Annotated in this window: 14 protein-coding genes; 7 read left to right on the top strand and 7 right to left on the bottom strand. The window is 35.5% G+C overall.

Going from position 1 to position 23,082, the window contains the following annotated elements; genetic code table 11:
* Positions 1-315 precede the first annotated feature (315 nt).
* Complete coding sequence (locus J7604_RS16385; protein ID WP_293897651.1) at positions 316-2,586, bottom strand: PrsW family intramembrane metalloprotease; 2,271 nt, start codon at positions 2,584-2,586, stop codon at positions 316-318.
* A 108-nt stretch (positions 2,587-2,694) separates the two neighbouring features.
* Between J7604_RS16385 and J7604_RS16380 the strand changes: the two genes are divergently transcribed.
* On the top strand, positions 2,695-3,495 hold the full coding sequence (locus J7604_RS16380) for a DnaJ domain-containing protein (protein WP_293897648.1): 801 nt from the start codon (positions 2,695-2,697) through the stop codon (positions 3,493-3,495).
* Here the strand turns inward: J7604_RS16380 and msrA are convergent, their stop codons facing one another.
* From msrA to J7604_RS16360, 4 genes are all read right to left on the bottom strand, one after another.
* Positions 3,496-4,035: a peptide-methionine (S)-S-oxide reductase MsrA gene (gene msrA / locus J7604_RS16375; RefSeq protein ID WP_293897967.1), complete on the bottom strand. Its 540-nt coding sequence runs from the start codon at positions 4,033-4,035 to the stop codon at positions 3,496-3,498.
* Between the two features lie 203 nt (positions 4,036-4,238).
* Complete coding sequence (locus tag J7604_RS16370; RefSeq protein WP_293897645.1) at positions 4,239-4,934, bottom strand: TIGR04283 family arsenosugar biosynthesis glycosyltransferase; 696 nt, start codon at positions 4,932-4,934, stop codon at positions 4,239-4,241.
* A gap of 123 nt (positions 4,935-5,057) precedes the next feature.
* Positions 5,058-5,804, bottom strand: coding sequence for a LytTR family DNA-binding domain-containing protein (locus J7604_RS16365; protein WP_293897642.1), 747 nt, complete (start codon positions 5,802-5,804; stop codon positions 5,058-5,060).
* A 13-nt stretch (positions 5,805-5,817) separates the two neighbouring features.
* Positions 5,818-7,755, bottom strand: a complete 1,938-nt coding sequence (locus J7604_RS16360; RefSeq protein ID WP_293897639.1) for a tetratricopeptide repeat protein — start codon at positions 7,753-7,755, stop codon at positions 5,818-5,820.
* 194 nt (positions 7,756-7,949) lie between these two features.
* On the opposite strand from J7604_RS16360, the gene J7604_RS16355 reads away from it, so the two are divergent.
* The gene (locus J7604_RS16355) at positions 7,950-9,122 is read left to right on the top strand and encodes a VWA domain-containing protein (RefSeq protein WP_293897636.1); all 1,173 of its coding nucleotides are present in this window, start codon (positions 7,950-7,952) and stop codon (positions 9,120-9,122) included.
* A 102-nt stretch (positions 9,123-9,224) separates the two neighbouring features.
* Here J7604_RS16355 and J7604_RS16350 read toward each other — a convergent pair whose 3' ends face one another.
* Positions 9,225-10,625 carry a T9SS type A sorting domain-containing protein gene (locus J7604_RS16350; RefSeq protein WP_293897633.1) on the bottom strand — a complete coding sequence of 467 codons (1,401 nt, stop codon included), beginning with the start codon at positions 10,623-10,625 and terminating at the stop codon, positions 9,225-9,227.
* Between the two features lie 275 nt (positions 10,626-10,900).
* Here J7604_RS16350 and J7604_RS16345 point away from each other — a divergent pair, with 275 nt between their 5' ends.
* The 5 genes from J7604_RS16345 (at position 10,901) to J7604_RS16325 (ending at position 16,129) form a co-directional block, all read left to right on the top strand.
* Positions 10,901-12,823 (top strand): DUF1800 family protein, encoded by a 1,923-nt coding sequence (locus tag J7604_RS16345; protein WP_293897631.1) that lies wholly within the window; start codon positions 10,901-10,903, stop codon positions 12,821-12,823.
* 26 nt (positions 12,824-12,849) lie between these two features.
* Entirely contained in the window at positions 12,850-14,529 is a 1,680-nt protein-coding gene (locus J7604_RS16340; RefSeq protein ID WP_293897629.1) for a DUF1501 domain-containing protein, read from the top strand.
* A gap of 263 nt (positions 14,530-14,792) precedes the next feature.
* Complete coding sequence (locus J7604_RS16335) at positions 14,793-15,452, top strand: hypothetical protein (RefSeq protein ID WP_293897627.1); 660 nt, start codon at positions 14,793-14,795, stop codon at positions 15,450-15,452.
* Between the two features lie 134 nt (positions 15,453-15,586).
* Complete coding sequence (locus J7604_RS16330; RefSeq protein WP_293897624.1) at positions 15,587-15,928, top strand: hypothetical protein; 342 nt, start codon at positions 15,587-15,589, stop codon at positions 15,926-15,928.
* Positions 15,929-15,940: 12 nt separating this feature from the next.
* Positions 15,941-16,129, top strand: a complete 189-nt coding sequence (locus J7604_RS16325; RefSeq protein ID WP_293897621.1) for a hypothetical protein — start codon at positions 15,941-15,943, stop codon at positions 16,127-16,129.
* 76 nt (positions 16,130-16,205) lie between these two features.
* Here J7604_RS16325 and J7604_RS16320 read toward each other — a convergent pair whose 3' ends face one another.
* Positions 16,206-22,862, bottom strand: a complete 6,657-nt coding sequence (locus J7604_RS16320; RefSeq protein WP_293897619.1) for an OmpA family protein — start codon at positions 22,860-22,862, stop codon at positions 16,206-16,208.
* Between the last annotated feature and the right edge of the window lie 220 nt (positions 22,863-23,082).

The raw sequence follows: 23,082 nt of genomic DNA, 5'->3' as shown, positions 1-23,082 counted from the left end.
AAATTACAGTAGTTAGAGAAATAGAACGGGGATTACATTTTGATCAAGCAGATCTTCAATATGGCATCCAAGGTCATACAACCTTTCCAAATTGAGTAAAGAATATAGTATAATGAACTGGGAAGAATTACCTTCTATTATGCATAAAGAAGAGTCAAGGACTTATAATAGTTCGGGAGCAAGTCATGAAGATTCAATCAAAAATGCCAAGATTAGCTAGAGTGAAGTCATGCATGCCTTCTCTAGCAGTCCGCATAAGGACCTAAATCAAACACCTCAGATAACTTTATCAATATGAATAATAATTTTAAAGGCTTACTCAACTGACCTTAATCTCAACATTGCCTTTCCCAATGACCTTAGATCTTCTTTCTGAAGTAGGTCGTCTTTGACATGGTGATTTCTAAAACAGTACAAATGAATTAACAATGGTTTGTTTTCATTAAAGGCCGGTTGATCATCAGAAAATCTGAATAAAAATATTGTTTCAGGATCAGCACCAGGACTTATTGATTCTTCAGTTATTAATTTAAACCAGTATGGATCTTTGAACAAGTGTCCAGTCCCTGGAACTTTGCAAGTGACAACAAGCCTATCAATGATCTCTCCATTAATCGGATGTGGAAAATGAGTAAGCAACTTAAGATTATTTTTTTCACAAGAAAGACTGACTTTGTCGCCGACAAAATGATGAGGAATAATATCTCCTGAAATAAGCCTTACAAAAAACAAGCGAAGGTTGAATGCATTGTTTCTCCTTTTGTCTGTAACAGAATGAACTGATATTGTATTCCAGTAACCTTTTACAAGGTCCATATTGGTTAATTTGTCCGTATAGTAAACAGTAAAGATTCCCCCTATGATAAATGCAGTCGTCAGAGAATGTCCTGCTATTGAAGGACCTCTCTCCCATGCCACCAAAGCATACTGAAGCACAAAAATTGCGGTTAAAGATACTGCCATATAGGTTTGCATGTTTTCAGACCTGTATTTCATTTTGTAGTTGAAATAAGGTGAATTATTCATGCAATTATTGATAATAATGATCCATACTGAAACAGAAATCACAAAGTGTAAAAGAAATACAGGGAAAACCTGTTTAAAAATCCAAAAGTCGTACAATCCATGTGTAATGCTGCCAAGCAGAAAAAACACAGGAAACGAAATCCAGAGGGGGAAATTTTTAAATCTGTATTTACTTAATACAAAGCCATATGCAACTATGGATGATGCAATCATGTGAGAAGGAACCGATGTCATTCCCCTGCCTTGTACAATTCCAGCAAGGTCTCCATCGAAATACAGGATATTTTCAACAAACGCAAACCCTAATGCGCTAAGACATGCATACAGAATATAGTCATAAGCCTCATTCAAGTGCTCAGAAAAAAAAGCAACAAGTAAGAATAGAGGAATAATCTTAACAAATTCTTCAATAGCACCTATCCCAAAAATGCAATACAATAAATCATTCCAAAAATTTCCAGACCTGTCAAAATATAAGTAGTATCTGAAAAAATCATAAAAGAAGAATGCAAGGAATGTAAACGTCATTCCATACAAGAGCGTTAATAGTAAGGGAAACCAATCTTCCTTTTCATAAATATCGATACGGATAATATAAAACAACCAGACCAACATAATTCCCAAGGCAGCTAAAAACCCAGTCCACTTAAAATCTTTGAATGAATGAGATAGAACTTTTAAATAGTATTTTATATAATCTCCATTAAGGAAATAGAATTTTGTTGCCATTTGAAATGGCACAAACTGTTCAGTCTTGGCTGAGTAGAGTAATTTTTTGACACCTTCTTCATCATTATATTTTTCAAGAAGCAAAGTATATTCTTCAAATGCTGCATTTTTAAAAACATCATTGATCTGAATAGCATTACTAAAAAACCTTTTGGCCTTCAGAGTATCACCGGTTTTCAGATAAGTAACGGCTGAATAATAATTCAAATATGGAAGGTTCCTGTTGTTTACGCTATTGAAATAAGATATGGCTGAAGGAAGACTATCGGAAAAATATTTGAACAATCCTATAGACAATCTTGCCTGATCCACATAAGCAGAATCACTAAAGTTTAGTCTGTCAGAAAAAAAATTCAATAATGTATAATCATCTCTTTCATAATATCGACTATTCTCTTCCCAGGACTGAGGTATTCTGAAATGATTCTGAATACATTCAAAATTTAGATCCGGATCAGAAAAAGACATTTCCAGTTTTCTGATATATAAATCCTCCTTTTGATTTAAATCCTTTACCGGTAAATATTCTTCATCAAAAGCTTCTGTCGGACTTTTTATTATATCAGGTTCTTTAATAAAAAAATTGATTGCAAAAAAAGATAACAGCAGCAGTATCAATGACAAGGAAAGCGACCGGACAAAAGGAATTTTAAAAAACTCCTTCTTTTCAGCTTTATTAATATGATACAGGTAAAAGATATAAACTCCCCCACCTAGCAAAACCCAGAAATACAGTGAACGGCCTACAAAAAAAGTTTTTTTCCCTTCAGCAAAAAGCAAAAAAGGACAGAAACACAATGTGATAAACGTAATTATTTTTTTAAAATTCATTAATTAAATCTTCGCTAATTTTCCTAAATTAATACTTTCTTTGGCGAAATTTTTTCCGAACTCAGAAGAATATTTACACCAAAGGAAAATTATTAAAAACAGGCAAATTTGTTGAAATTGAAGGACTATTACAAAGTTTTACATCTTTCATCCACAGCTTCTTCGGAGGAAATTAAAAAAGCATACCGAAAACTTGCTTTGCAATTTCATCCTGACAAAAATCCATCTTCTCAGGCTAAAGCTGTATTTCAGGAAATTAACGAAGCATATGATGTACTTAGTGATCCTGTCAAAAAAAATAATTATGATTTCCGGTTAAATCAGTCATTTCAATCAAAAGCAAGCTATTCCGGAGAAAAATCGACTACAGACAGCCACAGACCTTTTCATAAATCTCCTGGCAAACAGAAGTTTAAAAACAAAGACCCTTATAAAAGCTATGCATTAAAAGGAAAGTTTTTTTCCTCTTTTGTATTCTTTTTTTGCCTCATCCTTTGTATCGATTATATGATTTCTCAAAGATATGATAATACGATCGTAGAAGATATTTCACACTTTGAAGCTAAAACCTCAAACTATACGGATCACTTCAATCATGAAATACAGAGTTCAAAAATTGATTTTAATTTTAACTCTGAAACAGCTAACTCTATAACACCCTATGATACAATCAGTGTAGACATCACTCCCATCTTTGGTATAGTAAAATCCTGCCATCCAATTTCAGATGAAAAGTTAAATTATGCTGATGGCTTTTCAATCTACTACCCTTTTACATTCTTGATTCTGCTAGCCATGGCAGCCAGTTGTGCAGCTCTATTTGTAAAATCCAACGAGACAGGATTTTCCCTTTCAATATTATCTATGATCTTATTTATCATAGTTCAATTCTTGTTGGCAAAAAGCTGATTATTTTTTCACCTTATCACCAAACACTTTTTTGAATTTTTCAACCTTTGGCTTTATTACATAGGTACAATACGGTTGTCCCTGATTCAAATTAAAGTAATTCTGATGATAGTCTTCTGCAGGGAAAAATTTACTGATAGGTACAATTTCTGTTACAATAGGGCTGCTGAATGCTCCTGAATGATCAAGCTCTTTTTTATATTTCTCCGCTAGTTCTTTTTGTTCTGCATTATGATAAAAAACCGATGAGCGGTATTGAGTACCAACATCATTGCCCTGCCTGTTCAGAGTAGTAGGATCATGGGTTTGCCAGAATACCTCCAGCAAGTCTTTGAAAGAAACCACTGCAGGATCATAATAAACCTGAATCACTTCAGCGTGACCGGTATTACCGGTACAAACTTCTTTATAAGTAGGATTTTCAACTTGTCCACCTGTATACCCTGACACAACTTTCTGCACACCTTTCATGCCTTGAAAAATTGCCTCAACACACCAGAAGCATCCCGCTCCGAATGTGGCAGTATCAATATTCGCCATTGGATCTATGATTTCTTCTTTAACATTAGAATTGTTTTCCTTCACCTTTGATTTTGCACATGATGTCAAGCAAAAAGCAAGGAGCAAAGATGCAAATGAAAGAAACTTTAGTTTGTTCAACATAGTAATCTTTATATACTTTGGATAAAGTACAACTAACAGATAACAATTATCGGACATTTTTTTGTTTCTTTCAATCGATTTTATCTGGAATGAGTCATTCGTTTGTAGGCCTCCAGCATTTTATCCTGAGAATACTTTAATTTATACATAATAAACAACAGAAAAAATGTCATCTGAAGTTTATAAATGCCTTTCTCAAGATACTTTTTCGCAGAAATCAGAACATGCTTGCTAACAATTTTGAACTTAGCATTACTTTTAATTCTTTGAATTAATTCCAGATCTTCAAGAAAATAAAGCTTTTCATCAAAGCCATTGCAATGATTAAACTGTTCTTTAGTTATGAATAAACTTTGATCACCAAATTTTACATAATCAGAGTCAAATCGGGTAAACCAGCAGTTCAGCTGTAAAAACCAGTGATTATGATCAACCTTAAGCCTGAAGCAGCCTGCAGAATAACCTTCCTTCACTGCAAAAATAATATCGTCACAGAAACCTTTCGGAGGAAAAGTATTGGCATGCAAGAAATAAAGAATATCTCCGGTTGCGCGCGCTGCAGCATAATTCATTTGTGCCGCCCTTCCTCTTACAGGACATGGCAAAACCCTGGCTCCCTGCTGGCGGGCGATCGTTACAGTCTCATCATCACTATTGCCATCAGCAATTATGATCTCCTGCAAAAGAGCGGTGTTTGCTTGTCTTTTAAGATACTTGATTAATCGTCCAACATTCTCCTCTTCCTGAAAAGTGGGAATTATTACACTGATTTTCATAGAGTTTAAAATATCAAAAATAACATTGATCAAATCTCAATGTTTCCAAAGGGTTTACCACTTAGGGAAAAGAGATTAATGAAAAATAAAAAACAAAAATAAACTCTATTAGTATAAAAAGTTCTATCCAAAACGGTCAAGTAAATCCTGTTTCTTTGCCGGAGAGACATCAATTTCAGAACCATCAGACATTACTACCTGTCCACCTTTACCCTTCCTGTATCTTTTAATAAATTGGATATTGATCAGATGAGATTTGTGTACCCGCATAAAATCATAGTCTTCCAATAATCCTTCAAAGTATTTCAGAGTTCGACAGATAAGCATCTTTTTACCTTCTGCTAAAATGATATCTGTAAAATTATCATTTGCCTGACACCTTATAATATCTTTCACTTGAACTACCTCAAACCCTTCCATTGTAGGCAATACAATCTTCTGCAATTGCTTATTTACAATATTAATATTCTCAATAAGAATTTTAGTATGAATGAATTCTTTCGACTTTTCCCTTTGAGCTTTTATTTTATCAACAGCTGCAACCAGTTCATCTATATCTATAGGTTTGAGAATATAATAAGCAGCACTGCAATTGAGAGCTTTCATTGCATAATTGCTGAAGGCAGTCACAAATACAGTTTCAAATGTTATTTCTTTCACCTGCTCCAGCAAATCAAAGGCATTGCCATATGGCATCTCCACATCAAGGAAAAGTATATCCGGTTTACTCTTTTCAATAACCTCCAAACCTGATTTTACTGAATCTGCAAAACCTACTATTTCCACATCCTCACAATACTTTTGAATATAATGCGACAATGTCTCTCTGCCAGAAACTTCATCATCTACAATAACTGCTTTCAATACCATATCCGACCTGAGTTTATTTTGTGCCAATTGTGATTATAACCTTTGTACCAGACTGACTGGCAGCATCCTGATCTTCTATCACAACTTTCATCTGCGTTTTGTATAATTCATTAATAATTCCAAGTCTGCTTTCAATATTCTTCATACCAAGAGAAGTACTTTCTTTTTGATTCTGGGTCTTAAGTTCTTTAGACTTCTTTCTTCCTATACCATTGTCTTCAATCACTACCTCTATACCACCCTGTACCTGAGAAACTTTAACATTGAGAATTCCCTTATCCTCTTTATATCTTAATCCATGCCATACTGCATTTTCAATATAGGGCTGAATCAACATAGGAGGAATTTCAATTTCCCTGTTTATGGATTCATCTATTTCAAAATTATAGTCAAACTTATCCGGGAAGCGTGAATGTTCCAGCTGCAGGTATAACTCAAGTATCTTTATTTCTGTGGCCATCGGAACAAAGTCGTGCTGACTGTTTTCCATTACTGCTCTCATTAATTTTGAAAAATCAGATAAGTATTTATTAGCAGATCTTTCATCATTTTTTGCTATGAAGTTATTCACTGAATTCAATGCATTAAAAATAAAATGAGGATTCATCTGACTACTCAAGGATTTTAATGCCAGCTGCTGATTGGAAATCCTTCTTTTACGTGAGCTGGCAAATACTATCCACGAACTGCCAAATACAAGCAAGAGCCCTGACAATAAGCCATAGATAATCAGTTGCTGACGCTTCAATCCAGCCTCTCTGATCTTCTGATCCTTTCGTAACAAGTCAATGGTCTTTTGATTCAGAGCCATATCCTTTTCCAGTATTTCTAACTTCTTTTGTCTGGAAATAAGATCATCTTTTCCATATAAAAAATTATTCAACTCATATTCCTTCTTTGACAAAATAGAATCTTTTAGAGATAGATATTCTTCATACAAAGCCGTTGCCTTCTTAATATTACCTGATTCTTTATAAGCCTTTGACAAGGCTTTTAATCCATCAGCTTTTTTTATCAGATCTCCGGATTCTTCAGAAAGCTGAATTCCTTTTTCAATAAAAGGTACTGCATTCGCAGAACTCTTTTGTTCCAGGTATAAATTGCCGACATCAACATATTCTTTTGCCAATGTATTTTTATCGTCAAGCTTTATATTTGCCTCTAATGATTTCTGCTTAGCCTTTAATGCATCATCAATTCTGTTTTGCTTGCTATAAGCGCGACTAATGTTATTGTAAATGTCCGCCTTGGTTTTTTCATCCTTGCTTCCCTCTGCTATTTCTTCAAGTTTTTCATAATGCTGAATAGCCTTGTTCGTTTTTTCCTGTTCCAGGTAAACCTTTCCTATCCTGTTGTTCGCCTCAATTATTCCTTCTTTGTTTTTATCCTTTTCTTCTATAGCAAGTACAGTAGTATATTCTGCTAAAGCCTGCTGATAATTTCCGAGTAGCAGATACAGATCCCCGTTTTTATTTCTCCATTTAATCTGATCCCTTTTATTGGATTTAGTTAATGCATCTTTAATTAATTGATTATTAATTTCAATAGCCTCTTTAGAATTATTACTTTTTTCATATGAAAGAGACAAGCCAATAAGAGTCTCAGTTACAAGGTCAAATTCCTTTAAACTTCTGAAGATCTCAAGTGCTTTCAGAAAGTTCTCCTGACCTTTGGAATATATACCTTGATTTGTATTAATTTCTCCAAGCAACTTGTAACATAATCCTTCTACTCTTTTATCTCCTTCCTTAAGGTTTAAAGTCAAAGCTTCCTGGATGTAATCAATAGCCTTGGCGGGATCTTTACTAGCTATATTTTCAGCTTTATTTATAAGTGAATAAGCAGGATCCGGAGCCATTGAAGACTTACTAATCTTTTTTATCTTTTTATCCTGTGCCTGAAGATGCACTCCTACTAACAGCACAATAACTATCAATACTAATTTCCGCATCACAATTCATTTAAAACCATCAACGACAAAATTACAAAATAATTGACTAACAGATTTTTACATTACTATAAATATTTTCACTAAGTCCTGAGACAAGTTCACTAAGTAGAACCGTATGTTGGCTCAGTTTCACTTTACGCATGTCTTTATTCCATATACCTTTCTGAAAAAATAAAACGCTTATGGATATGCTAATGAGAAAAAAAAACATTTTCCTGCTTACTACATTTTGGTTTGCTTTTGCCTGTTCTCTCTACGGAAATAACATCCTTTCGCTATTTAAAAAGAAAAGTACTGAAGAAGCATTAACACCTCCGAATCCATCGCCCCAGCAAAAGAAGATTAAAGTCGCACTTCTACTGGATACCAGTAACAGTATGGATGGACTGATAGATCAGGCTAAATCCCAACTCTGGACAATTGTCAATGAACTTGCTCAGGCTAAGTGTGATGGTATCAAACCTACAATCCAGATAGCTTTATATGAATATGGAAATGACAGACTTAGCGCTATGGAAGGTTATATCAAAATGGTTACTCCACTTACTGATGATCTTGATAAAATTTCAGAAGATCTCTTTAAACTGACGACCAATGGAGGTAGCGAATTTTGTGGCCATGTGATACAGACAGCATGCAATCAGCTGGACTGGTCTCCAGATGGAAACGATTTGCAGGTAATCTTCATAGCAGGAAATGAGCCGTTTAACCAGGGAGGAGTTCCATATCAAAAGGCCTGTGCACTCGCAAGCTCCAGAAATGTGATTGTCAATACAATTTACTGTGGTCCATATCAGGAAGGGATTAATGGCCTTTGGAAAAGTGGAGCGGACATTACCAAAGGGAATTATATGAGTATTGAACAGGATAGAAAGACAGTTTATATACCATCTCCATATGATGACAAAATTTCTGACCTGAACACTCAATTAAATACCACATATATTGAATATGGTAATCTTGGTAAGGAAAAGAAAATAAAACAGGTAGAACAAGATGCTAATGCTGAGAAATACGGCAAAGAAAATAAAGTAAACAGAGCAGTGAGCAAGAGCTCATATGTTTATAAAAACAAAAGCTGGGATTTGGTAGATGCCTCAGATGAAAAAGACTTCAAAGTAGAAGAAGTTCAAACCTCTGATCTACCTCAGGAAATGCAAAGTATGACTATAGCTCAGAAGCAGAAGTATATTGAAACGAAGAAGGCTGACAGAGAAAAAATCAAGACAGAAATACAACAATTAAATGTGCAAAGAGAAAAATATATTGTTGAACAGAAAAAATCTGAAGCTCCTGAAAATACGCTAGACAAAGCGATGATAGAAGCCATAAAAAAACAGGCAGCTCAGAAAAATCTCACTTTTTAAGCTTACTATATTTTTATCTGGAAGAGAAAGGTGATTGGGCCTTTCTCTTTTTTCTATTGAAGAACAAATAATTTTATTAAGATAGATATCTTATCAGCTCTCTTACTCGATAACTATCCTCGTCTTTTCAACACTACCATCTTTCATTTTTATTACAAGTAAATAGATCCCTGCAGAACATTCTGATGTGAAGCTTGCTCCTGGGGAAAACTTCCATACTTTACCATCCGTTGCATATAAATTAAGCTCTACCACATCATTAGACCTATCAAGATAAAATGTGCCTGATCCGGGATTAGGATATACAGAAATCTTATTTCTTACAGAATATCCTGCCTTTATTGACGTGATATCATAGTAATAAAGATATTCAGTATCCTTTCGGTAAAAATAAGTTACAGGATCCCATATTTCTCTAAGTGCACTAATCATTTTACCGTTATTTAGAACGCGCGTATTAAGGTCAGCTGGAACAGCAAGTGATTGGTTGTTCTGAAAATCTTCCCTATATTTTTCATAACCTGTTTCATCATAGTAAATTTCAAGTCTGTCAATGTTATTAGAAGTTTGTTTAACAGAAAACTCATCATACACCCAATCTATATGAGAAATTGTGTCATCTGATGTTCCAACAGTGTAAGATGAAAGCTTCCTGTTTTGCTCGTCATAAGTGATCGTCTGAAGTGTAGTATCACTTGATGATACAATACTAACAAAGGAAGATAAAAGGATAGAATCAGGAAGTAAATCATTGTATCTCTGAAAGCTAAGCTGGAAGCGTCTTTCCTTAAGATTAACATTTCCATTGAGTACTCGATAAACTGAAATAGTATCCAACACATCCTGTTTGTATCCAAATTCAGTTATTTCACTCAAAACAAGACCTGCTGCACTAAAGGAATAGCTTTGTTTTTCAACTCTTACTACTTGTCCTTTATCATTTCTCTGATATTTCCACCTTACTGAAGGATTTTTAATAACTTTTTGTCCCTCTGACACATCCCAGAAATTATGTTCCATAATGGCTCCGTAAGTATCATATATCCATTCTTCATCCTGCCTCCAATCGTCCACTTCTACCTGTTGCTGATTTCTTACAAAATACACCAGTCTGTTATTATCATCATATTCAAAGGAACATGTAATGGTAACTGGTCTTGGATCAATGATAGATTGAAATATCAGAGGTACATCATCCAGCAACCCTTCATTGGTTTTAATATGTTTCTTTACCCTTCCCTGTAGATCATATTCAATAAAATGATTATAATAATGAGCTTTTGTTTGAGAATGATATTCATAATAATATTCTTCAACCTTCGGAGGATGTCCGGTTAATGGCAGGTTCTTTTCATAATAAAATGGTAAATCAGACACCTGGCTGTAACCAGATTTTGACAGAAATATAAAGATCAGTACCACAAGGATGGTCGTGAATTTAATACTATTTCTGACCATTGTATATGTCATATTTGTAAGTGAGTATAGGGAGAGAAGTGCCATGATTATATGATTTTTATAATTCGGAGAATTTGAAGATACATGATTACAATTGTAATTATAAAATATTTTTTTGGATTTTCCTTGTTTGCTAATTTACCCCCTATTATATTAGCAATCTCATTACTAGTAATATAGTAAAGAATTTCCCTTCCCTAATTGATGTTTTTAAAGGACCTGTAAAGGCTTTCCCCCTTTGCATAGCAATGCTATCGTGTTGCGGTTCTTTTTGCTTTATTCCCACCCGAAGCAAGATGTTATATTAAACCCATTTTAACATGAAAAACACATTGTCGAGAAGGTCTTTTTTAACCATTGACAAAGATCAGGACCCCCTTTTAAAGAACATCAGCCCTCATGCAAGAAAAAGCAATGAAGGCAATGCCAATGCCCGAACACAAGGCGACAATTGTACTACCACCACTTCGGGGGTTAGTCCATATACTGGCACATTTGGGAGAGCCGAGCTAATCCATTTGCTTAAGCGCGCCATGTACGGGGTAAAAAAATCTGATTTGGATTACTTTACCGGAAAATCTTTGACAGAGGTCGTAAATGAGCTGACTGGCAGCCTTCCCACGGCAATTCCCCACTACCCATTACGGGAATATGATTCTACAGTAGGTAAAAATGGTGATGGCTCTGTAGATTGGGGTGGCGTGGCTCTTGGACAAGAATGGGGCCGTACTGAAAATATTCTTTCCGGAAGTGGAGGACAACTTGGAATTTCAGACCCCACTGCGGATAACTTCTGGAGAGATAGATCTCTACAGAAATGGAACATTGGTATTGCATTGAACCAGGGACGAAGTGTCTATGAAAAGCTCGTCCTATTCTGGCTCAATCATTTTGCCATGAATTCCATTACGCTCAATTACTCTCAGCGATCTTTTCTTTACACAAAGCTTATCAGGGAAAACGTCAATTCTGATTTAAGGGACCTTGTAAAAGGAATAACCAAAGACCCTGCATACCTAATGTATCTCAACGGCCAAGATAATACTGTCAACTACCCTGATGAAAACTTTGCCAGAGAAATTCAGGAGCTATTTTGTATAGGTAAAGAAGTTCCATTCGATAAAAGATATACTGAAGATGATGTAAAGATATTTGCTCGTTGCCTAACTGGTCACAAAGGCATAATATTCAGACAAGGTACTACTTATAACTTTTTGGGGGCTGATTATGGATTTCAACCTTCTGACCATGACTATGGAGTAAATAGCAGTCCTGCAAAACCCGCTAAAAAGCTTTCTGCATTTTATAGTAACAAGACAATTACGGATAGTACACGAAATTCGGCCACTGCCGGTGACAGCGAATTAAACCAACTGGTGGATATCATGTTCGATGATACCGACAAAAACATTGCAACCCTTGCAGGTACTGAATTTCAGGGTTGGTCTAGAGCTGATATTGTTGCCGATTTTATTGTCAAGAAATTATACAGATGGTTTGTATTTTCTTATATAGATGACAATATAAAGACCAATGTAATTAAGCCACTTGCTAACCTTTACAAGCAGAACAACTTTAAAATACTTCCTGTAGTAAAAACGCTCCTTGCGAGTCAACATTTCTTTGACATGCGTCACAGAGGAGCTATGATAAAAACGCCTTATGATGTAGTTATAGGCCTATTGAGAACGACAAATGGAGAGTCACTAGTTAATGTAACAGATGTAAAACAACGTTATACACACTTTAATGCATTGCATCAGCAATCATTGGGTATGGCAATGGGTGCAATAGAATCTCCAAATGTTGCAGGATGGTCTCCATACTATCAAATGCCACAGTTCCATGAACTCTGGATCAACTCTGATACATTACCAAAACGACAGGACTTTGCCAAACGCTATTGTGGCAATGGAGGTGGCGGAACCTGGTCTTTCGATGCATTTCAACCTACACTGAATCATATAGAATTTTGTAAAACACTTACTGACGCCTCCGATCCAAATGCTCTTATAAATGAGTTGAGTGAATTGTTTTTAGGAATTCCTCTTACTTCCAATCAGAAAAGCACTATCAAGATGCAAACGCTGCTCACTGGACAGACAACTGATAATTACTGGACTCAGGCCTGGAATGCTGCAGCTGCTTCCGGTGCAACTACCCAGCAGAAAAATGTAGTCACTACCAGATTGAAATCTTTATTTGACGTGCTTGTAAGGCTGGAAGAATTTCAATTAACCTAAAACATAACAAACAAAATCTATCAACTATGAATCGTAGAAAATTTATAAATAATGGAATAAAGGCTTGTGCAGCAACTATGTTTGTAGAACAGATCATGAGAAGCCAGAGTCTGTATGCTCAAAGTTCTTTTCTTAACGCTATTTCAGGCTCCTGCACTGATAATATATTGGTTGTTGTGCAACTATTCGGTGGAAATGACGGATTGAATACATTCATACCACTCGACCAGTACTCAACCTTACAAGGAGTAAGATCAAATGTAATGATAGCAGAAAACAATCTAAGATTTGCTACTGCTGTTAATAATGGAACAGCTACTCTTGGTAGCCGTAAGACCACCACGAGTAAATATGCAGATCTTGCATTTCATCCTGCGATGGAAGGCTTATATGATTTGTTTGAAGCAAACAAAATGTCAATTGTCATGGGATGTAGCTATGACAATCCTGACTTTTCACACTTCAGGGCTACAGACATCTGGATGATGGGAGCAGATTCTAATGAGTTTCTTTCATCAGGATGGATTGGAAGGGAATTGGAAAGTGTTTATGGTGGCTATGGATTCCCTGATCCAACAGAACTACTTAAAAATGGATATGAAGACCCTCTATGTATCAACATGGGTTCTGTGTCTCCCCTTGCTTTGAATGACCTTACAGGTGTGGCTGCAGGAGTTTCAGTTACATCGATCACAAACGATTATCCCCTATTGGGTGGATATGGTGATCTCGCTCCTCAGAATTGCGCTGGGGACGAATTAACTTACTTAAGAAAGGTTTCAGTAGATACTGATAAATATAATGCGCGAATTGTAAGCGCAGCCAGTAAAGCACCAGACAGTTCATTTCCTAAATCCCTGCTGTACGGAAATGATCGCTTGTCGACTGACCTTAGAAACGTGGCCAGATTGATCAAAGGAGGTTTACAAACTCGCGTATACACTGTATATCAAGGTGGCTTTGATACACATACAAGCCAGGTCGGAGGCAATACATATGATGGTACACATACAGGTCTGTTAAATAGCGTATCCAGAGCAATATCAGGCTTTCAGCAAGATATAGAAAAAATGGGAGTAGCAGATAAAGTAATAGGAATTGTCTTTACTGAATTCGGAAGAACAGTACGATCTAATGGTGGTAAAGGAACTGACCATGGGCGCTCCACTCCTATCTGGTTATTTGGTTCATCCTTAAAAGGTGGTCGCTATGGTACTAATCCGGTATTGTTAAATCCAGATACTAATAAAGTTGAAACACAGGTACCTATTCAATTTGACTATAGAAGTGTGTACTATTCCGTATTGAAAGACTGGTTCTGTCTTACAAACTCTCAGCTGGAGTCAGTATTTGGCGGTGCTACGAAGACAGCAAAATATGCAAGTCAATACCATGACTTATTCCGTACGGGCACAGTGACCTCTAATACTGATACGTCCAATATAGAGCGAGTGGATAAGCTACATGATATATTTCCTAACCCAATTGAGCAATCTGGTACCATTTCATTCAATACTACAGGTGGTTCAATAAGTTTAGAGGTGATTGATACCAAAGGCAATAAAGTCAGATCACTGGTGGAGAAAGAAATTAGCCAAGGTTACCACGAAATGTCTTTTGAAAAACAGGACTTGAAGCCAGGGATTTACTTAGTCAGGATGCGTAAAGAGAATTATCAGTCAACTAAAAAATTGGTGATATATTAAGTCAGTGTGATTACATTTTTAGCTGGTGCAATGTTTCGAGGTTGTTGCACCAGCTTTTTTTAAGCTGAAAGCGAAAGGCTTAAGTTAATTTTATAACCAAAAAGACAAGCTTAAAAACCTATGTCTGTAAGAAATATTCAATATGTAAAACAAACTGACACAATTCTTTAATCTTCGGTAATACAAAAATTATTAGCTCAACATTAGATGACTTTGTTAATTATCCTTTAAATCGATATTTTAGTACAAATTACATTATTTGTATGAAAATTTTTCAAATCATATCCTGGACAATATTCGTAATAGGAGTACTATTTAAGCTATTCCATATATCAGGATCTTCCGCATTATTAGCACTTAGCTGCTTATTGCTATTTATTCATAGCATTATCTATTTGATACAAAAACTCAAAACAGATTTACCTATTTCATTTTTAAACTTATCACTATCCTTATGGGCAATTTATTTTTTGTTTCGAATTCAATATTGGTCTGTAGGAATTGATATTGCTGGATATAAAATAATGGTATTAATACCAATTCTATCTAGCATAATCTGTCTGGTTTTACATACCACTAAAGAAGTGCAAGTTAGATTTCCGCAAATTGTATTGTTTGTATGCTTTGCATTTTCTCTTGTCTTATCTTATACTCCCTCTTATAAGATATATTATATAGTTAATCTAAATACTATCTTAAATGAGGAAACAAGAAAAACTAATTATTTCGCCTGGGACAAGTATAGTTGGTTTTTATATATTTCCAATCAACTTGAAGATGCCAAAGTAGCGAATGACAAAGCTCAACAAGCTTTAGACGAATATTTAATGAGTAACAATGACACAGAAGCTGTTCAATACTCTGAAAAAATTAAACAGCACAAAGCAAATATAAGCAGTAAAAATTGGGTTGAATTTCCATAATTTCAATTGTCAATATCGAAGCATTTGCTTTTAGCCAATATCAGAGATTTAATGAACCAAAACACATATTGCAGTACGCTATGTCATGAAAGAACTCTTAGATAAATATTTTACCCATATAGACAAATTAGGAGGTGACTGTCGGGATTTTAATTTGTGAAAAACCTGCAACGGTCTCAGACGTTAAAGACAACGAAAAAAGTTTGACCTATCAATTACCTGCTGACTCTAGAAATACATTATTAACCGTTTCATCTCACTGCGAGTTCAAATGGTTTTTACCTGACGACCTTCCATTGCCAGAACAACTAAGACAAATATTTTGTGGAGAATTGCATTGGGGACTTAACTTCATATTACAATTTAACGAAAGTAAAGATGGTTGGATAAAAGAAGTATTCCCCAATATTGACAACGAATATGATAAGGTTTGGCACAACAAATTTGTTTTCCAGGAAGTGGGCAATGTTGATTAAATTTCAATTGACTTGGAACCTAATAACTACGGCAAGATTGTATACCTAGGTCACGATGATGGCGAAGGGCATGGATATATAATGGCAAACTCATTTTCTGACTTATTAAACAAATGGACTAAACTAGGTTGTGTTGGCGGAGAAGATTGGCAATGGTTACCTCTTTCAACATTCAGTATCAATTGCAATAGAGTTTATTAAAAATATATAGATAAAAAAATAGTCCGTACATTATGTACGGACTATTTTTTTTATTAAAAATTAAATCCTTAGACTATTATTTAGCAGAAATTGTAGGTGTTATAAGAACGAACTCAACTCTTCTGTTATTAGATTTCCCTTCCTTAGTAGTATTGGTATCGATAGGCTTAGACTGTCCAAAACCTCTTGACTCAAGTCTTTGGCTATCTATACCCATTTTAATCAATGCTTCTTTGATAGCTTTTGATCTGTCATCAGAAAGAATTTTATTCTTCACTGGATCACCATCACTGTCTGTATGGCCTTCAATACTGAACATCAATTCAGGGTGTTCTTTCATAACAGTGGCAATCTTCATGATCTCAGGGAATGATTCCATTTTGATAGTCGCTTTTCCTACATCAAACAAGATATTTCTAGTTACGAATTTACCTTGACTCATGATTTGATCATAAAGAGTCATACCTTCTTTTGGTGTGCTTACAGAACAACCGTTAACGTCAGTTACAGTTACAGAATATTGTCCCATCTTTAATCCAATCACATCTTCAGTTGTCTTTCCATTACTCCACTGATATGAATAAGGACCTACACCACCGGTAACTGAGATAAAGATCGCACCACTGCTGTCTCCGCAACATTTAACTGTCCATAGAGAGTCAATTTTAAGAGAAAGTGGATTTGGCTGCGTGATATCTACAGATACAGAGTTAAGACAACCATTAGCATCGCTAATCAAGGCAGAATAGCTTTCTGCAGGAAGATCAAAAAGGTCTTTAGCGTTGGTAGCATTACTCCACTGATATTTGTATGGAGGAACTCCACCTTCTACATCAAGTACAATTGATCCTTTTTTCTCACCATGACATAGTATGTCAGTAACTTTGGCAACTTTTGCGCTAAATAAAGTAGGTTCTGTAACTGTAGCTGTAATAGTACTTAAACAACCATTTCCTTCTGTAATTGTCAGAGAATACTCTCCAGCAGGCACTCTTATAAGATCCTGAGAAGTAGCGCCATTATTCCACTGATAGCTATAAGGTGGAACACCTCCACTAACACTCACATGAATTTCACCTGAAGTATCTGAATTACATTTAAGATTCATAATAGCATCCAATGATTTTACAAGCATTACAGGTTGCTCAATAGTAGTTTTAAGTGTTTTGCTGCATCCTAAAGCATCAGTGATAGTCACAGAATAGTCACCACTAGGAACATTCTGAATATTCTGAGAAGTCTCACCGTTACTCCATTTAAATTTATATGGAGCAACTCCACCTTTCACAGATATGATGATTTCACCTTCGCTTAAACCATTACATTTCATGTGACGAACACTTTCAATAGCAGTAACGAGTTCAGCTGGTTCTGAAATATCAGCAGTCAAAGTTTCCATACAACCATTGTGATCTTTGATCTTAACAGTGTAACTTCCAGCGCTTAGGCCTGAAATATTCTTTACAATAGCTCCGTTACTCCAATTATACACATATGGTTGAGTGCCACCTGTTACAGAAATATTAATTGATCCTTGGCGGCTGCCTTGACAAGAGATGTTACTTACAGAATCTAATTTCACTGAAAGTAAAGACGGTTGTTTAACATTTACTTTTATACTATTATTTGCACAACCATTTTTATCAGTAACAGTGAGGTTATAATCACCAGCTTCAATTCCGGCAATATCCTGAGTTGTAGCACCATTATTCCAGTTGTATGCGTACGGTTCAACACCACCAGCAACGGTAACATTTATTTCACCTGAACTTTCACCAAAACACTTAATGTCTTTTAGATTATCCAATGTAGCCGAAAGTAACTTAGGTTCCTCAATCGTAGCTTCTGCCTTTGCAGTACATCCTTTGGCATCTGAAATAACTACACTATATTTACCAGATTTTAAATTCTGTAGATTCTGAAGGGAATCGCCACTATTCCATTTAAATTTATATGGAGCCGTTCCACCTGATACAGAAAGGTTAATTGATCCTGATTTTTCACCTGCACACATGTTACTTTTCACAGAAGCAATACTCGCAGTCAATAATTCGGGTTCAGAAATTGACTCTGCAACTGTTTCAGTACATCCATTAGCATCGATAATTTTTACCGAGTAGTTACCTTTGCTCAAGCCGGTTATATCCTGAACCTTAGCGCCATTGCTCCAGCTATAGCTATAAGGTGCTACCCCGCCTTCTACTGAAAGATCAAGAGCTCCTTTATTATCACCGAAACAAGACAAATTCTTAACATCAACTATTTTCGCAGTTAGTACAGATGGTTGTTTCACTGTAACTTTCTCTGAACTTAAACAGCCATTCTTATCTGTAATGCTTATTGAATATGTTCCCGCAGCTATACCGCTCAAATCCTGAGTTCTGGCACCGTTATCCCATACAAAGTTATATGGAGGTACTCCTCCAGTGATCGTTGTAGTAATAGATCCTGAATTATTATCAAAACAAGAAAGGTTTTTAACTTCAGCTACCTTTAATTTCAATGTTGAAGGCTGAGTGATATTAGCTTTTAAAGTTTGAGTACTTCCGTTTGCGTCTTTAATCAATACAGAGTATGCACCAACGGGAATATTGTTAAGGTCTTCAGTACTAGATCCGTTACTCCATGTATAAGAATAAGGAGGGTTACCACCGGTTACTGCAATATTAATTGCACCAGAAACTTCACCAGCGCAACGAATATTAGATACTGATTCTATAGTAGCTACCAAAGAAGAAGGTTCTTCAATAACAGCACTTACAGATTTTAAACATCCGTTAGCATCTGTAATAAGACATGTATAATTTCCAGCAGGAGCTGCAGTTAAATTCTGAGCAAAGGTACCATTACTCCAGCTGAACTTATAAGGAGCAACTCCACCAGAAACTGAAACAGAAATTGCACCCGTGTTTTCTCCATAGCGAATGATGTTTTTCACAGATTCAACTTTTGCAACCAGACTTGTGGGTTGGTTTACTGTAGCAGAAATAGTTTTACCCAAACAACCATTTGCATCAGAAAGAGTGACAGAATATGAACCAGCACCAACTTCTGTTAAGTCTTGTGTAGTTGCTCCGTTGCTCCATTTATAAACATAAGGTCCAGTACCACCCACAACAGTTATGTTTACAATTCCACTTTTATCGCCATTACACTGAACGTGCTTTACAGACTCCAGAGATTGAGTTAAAGCTGCAGGGCTTGAAACTTTAGCAGATAGAGTTTCTATACAGCCTTTAGCATCTGTAATAGTTACAGTATAGTTTCCAGCTGATAATCCTTTAAGATCTTCAGTAGTTGCCCCGTTACTCCATTTGAAATTATATGGTAGGGATCCACCTTTAACAGAAATATTAATTGAGCCAGTTGTATCTCCATAACATGGAATATTTTTAACCGCATCAACTGAAGCAGTTAACATAGCAGGCTGATTAATCTCTTGATTTAAAGTAGTAATACAACCTTTTGCATCAGAAACCCTTACGGTATAGTTTCCAGCAGGTACATCCATAATATCTTCAGTAGTAGCTCCATTACTCCAGGTATAAGAATACGGACCTACTCCACCTTTTACAGAAACACTGATAGCTCCTTTTTTCTCTCCATAACAATTGATATGTTTCGCAGCATCAAGAGAAACAATTAGTGCAGGAGGTGCAGTAATATTTGCGGTTAAAGACTTCTGACATCCATTGGCATCTAAAACCTTTACAGAATAATTACCTGCAGAAACGTTTGTTAAGTCTTCTGTTTTTGCACTATTACTCCAAGTATACGAATATGGGCTAGTACCTCCTTTAACTGAGATATTGACTATACCTGTATTCTCACCATTACACTCAACATTTGTTAAAGATTCTATGGAAGTTATCAGAGTAGTTGGCTGAGAAATGTTAGCTGAAATATTTTCAGTACATCCGTTCGCATCAGATACTTTCAAAGAATAAGAACCAGCTTTTAATTTTGAAATGTCTTCAGAAGTAGATCCATTTGACCATCTATAAGAGTAAGGTGTTACCCCACCTTTAGCAGAAACTTGGATTGATCCTGTACTATCTCCATGACATTTAACATCTGTCACACCATCAAGATTAGCTTGAAATAAAACTGGCTCAGAAATTTTAGAGCTAGCTATTTTTTTACATCCAACAGCATCTGTAACAGTTACTGAATATAATCCCGCCGGAACATCTAAAATATTCTGTGTAACGGCACCATTATTCCAAATATATGTATATGGAGTAACACCACCTTTAACAGAAATATTTACAGCACCTTTACTTTCGCCAAAACACTTAATGTCTTTAGATGATTCTACTGAAACTTCCATCAAAGAATTTTGATTGATCTTTGCAGACAAAGTATCCTTACATCCATGAGCATCTGCGATACTCACTGAATACGAACCAGCCTTAACGCCAACTAAGTCCTGAGTAGTAGCTCCATTATTCCATTTATAAGAATAAGGAAGTACACCTCCTGAAACTGAGATATTAACAGCACCTTTACTGTCTCCATTACAATTAATATTAGTTACTGCTTCCAAAGTAGAAACTACTTTAGTAGGTTGAGTAATGGTAGCACTTAAAGAATTAGTACATCCATTAGCGTCAGAAACATTTACAGTATAACTTCCAGCTATTGCATTGCTCAGGTCTTTTGAAGTTGTCCCATTGCTCCATTTATATGTATATGGAAGAACACCACCTGCTACTGCAATATTTATTGTTCCATTATTACCGCCATTACAGCTAACATCTTTCAATGATTGCTTATCAACAGTAAGAGGAGTTGGTTGTGTAACACTTGCCTTAACTGTTTTAAAACATCCTTTAGAATCTGTTACTTTAAGTGAATAATCACCTGAACCAATATTTGCGAGATCTTTTGTTGTAGCACCATTACTCCATGAATAGGAATATGGAGCAATCCCTCCATTAACTGAAATATTAATAGCCCCGGATTTATTTCCGTTACATAAAATATTTTTAACCTCACCAACCTGTAATGCAATCGCTGGAGATTCTGTAATAGTTGTGCTAACAGAAGTTAAACAGCCATTAGCATCTTTAATTTCTGCTGAATAATTTCCTGCAGGAATATTAACCAAATCTTCTGTAATTGTTCCATTGCTCCACTTATATGTATAAGGCTTAATACCTCCACCAACTGATATATTCACAGCTCCTTTGTAATCACCATTACATAAAATATTTTCTACTCCTTCTACTTTGGACGTAAAAGGTTCTGGTTGATTGATAACAAAGCTCAAACTTTTTGTTATACCATTAGCATCAATTACCTCAACAGAGTAATTTCCGGCTCCAACTCCAGAAAGATTCTGTGTAGTTGCACCATTATTCCATTTAAATTTATAAGGAGCCACACCACCAGTTACAGCAATCTGAATTTCTCCTTCTTTATTTCCGTTACACTTAACATCTTTAAGATTATCAAGTTTTAGAGAAAGCAACTGAGGCTGTGTGATATTTACAATTACAGTTTTACTACATCCTGTAGCATCAGATACTATAACAGAATAACTACCAGCCTGAAGCCCTGAAACATCTTTAGTCGTTGCACCATTAGTCCATTTATAAGAATAAGGAGGAACGCCTCCATCCACTTTAATATTTATCGAACCATCTTTTCCACCGAAAAAGCTAACATTTTTAAGTTCACCTAATGCAGCACTTAATAATGGAGGTTGATTAATTGTAGCAGATATAGTTGTTTTACAACCATTAAAATCTACTACATTTAAAGTATAGCTACCTGCTGTGATCCCCGTAATATCCTGGGTCGTTGCACCATTGCTCCATTTATATTTAAAAGGACCTACGCCACCATGAATTGAAACATTTATTGCACCACCTTTATCTCCATAACATTTGATGTGCTTTAATTCATCTATCTTTAAAGTCAGCTTATCAGGTTCCTTTACATTTGTGGTTGATGCTTCCTGGCAATTGTTCGCATCTGTTACCACAACATAGTATTTGCCGGCAGGCACGTTATGAAGATCTTCCTTTGTTGATCCATTATTCCACAAATAACGATATGGAGGAACACCACCTGAAACTGATATATCAACTTTTCCGGTACTATCTCCACTACATTTAATATTTGAGACATCATCAATAGACCTTACAATTAAAGGCTTTTGCTCAACATTTACAGATAGAATCTCCTGACAATTGTTAGCATCAGAAACCAAAACAGAATAAGTACCTGCTGGTACTTCATGAATATCCTGAGTTGTAGCACCGTTGCTCCAACTATATTTGTATGGTTCAACACCTCCCTTAACTGATATTGCTACTAATCCTTTCTTAAAACCAAAACATAGTATATGAGCTACCGAATCAGTTTCTACACTTAATTTAGAAGGTTCAGAAACTTCCACTACAATTGAGTCTTTACATTTATAGGAGTCAGCAACATAAAGTTTATATGTTCCGGCTTTAAGACCAGTAATATCCTGGGTTGTTGCACCGTTACTCCATTTGTATGAATACGGAGGAATACCACCAGTTACGTTTATATCAATGGCACCTTTATTGTCACCATTACATAAGTTATTTTTTAAATAGACTAGTTTAACTTTAGTCAAAGTTGATTGAGTAATCCTTACTCCTGAACTATTTTCATCTGTCTGCCCATATCCATGAGAGTACATGAACAAGAGCAAGAGAGAAAATAATATATGCTTAATTTGTCGTTTTAAATGCATATAATTAGGTTATTGATATAATAATTGCTGTTGAAAAATCTGTGATCCAATAAACCATTCTACTTTCCTATTTATAAATATTCAATATATAACCCTCTATCTCTCTGTTAAAGAGAATGATTCACAAGAATTTTCTTAGGAGTATTGATTTAAAGTAAATATGCACTACAGGTATATATATAAATAAATAATACCTGTATCTATTGAATTAGCTGACGAT

The organism is Sporocytophaga sp. (genome assembly GCF_017745095.1).
Taxonomy (GTDB): domain Bacteria; phylum Bacteroidota; class Bacteroidia; order Cytophagales; family Cytophagaceae; genus Sporocytophaga.
This window is presented reverse-complemented; position numbering and strand designations above follow the sequence as displayed.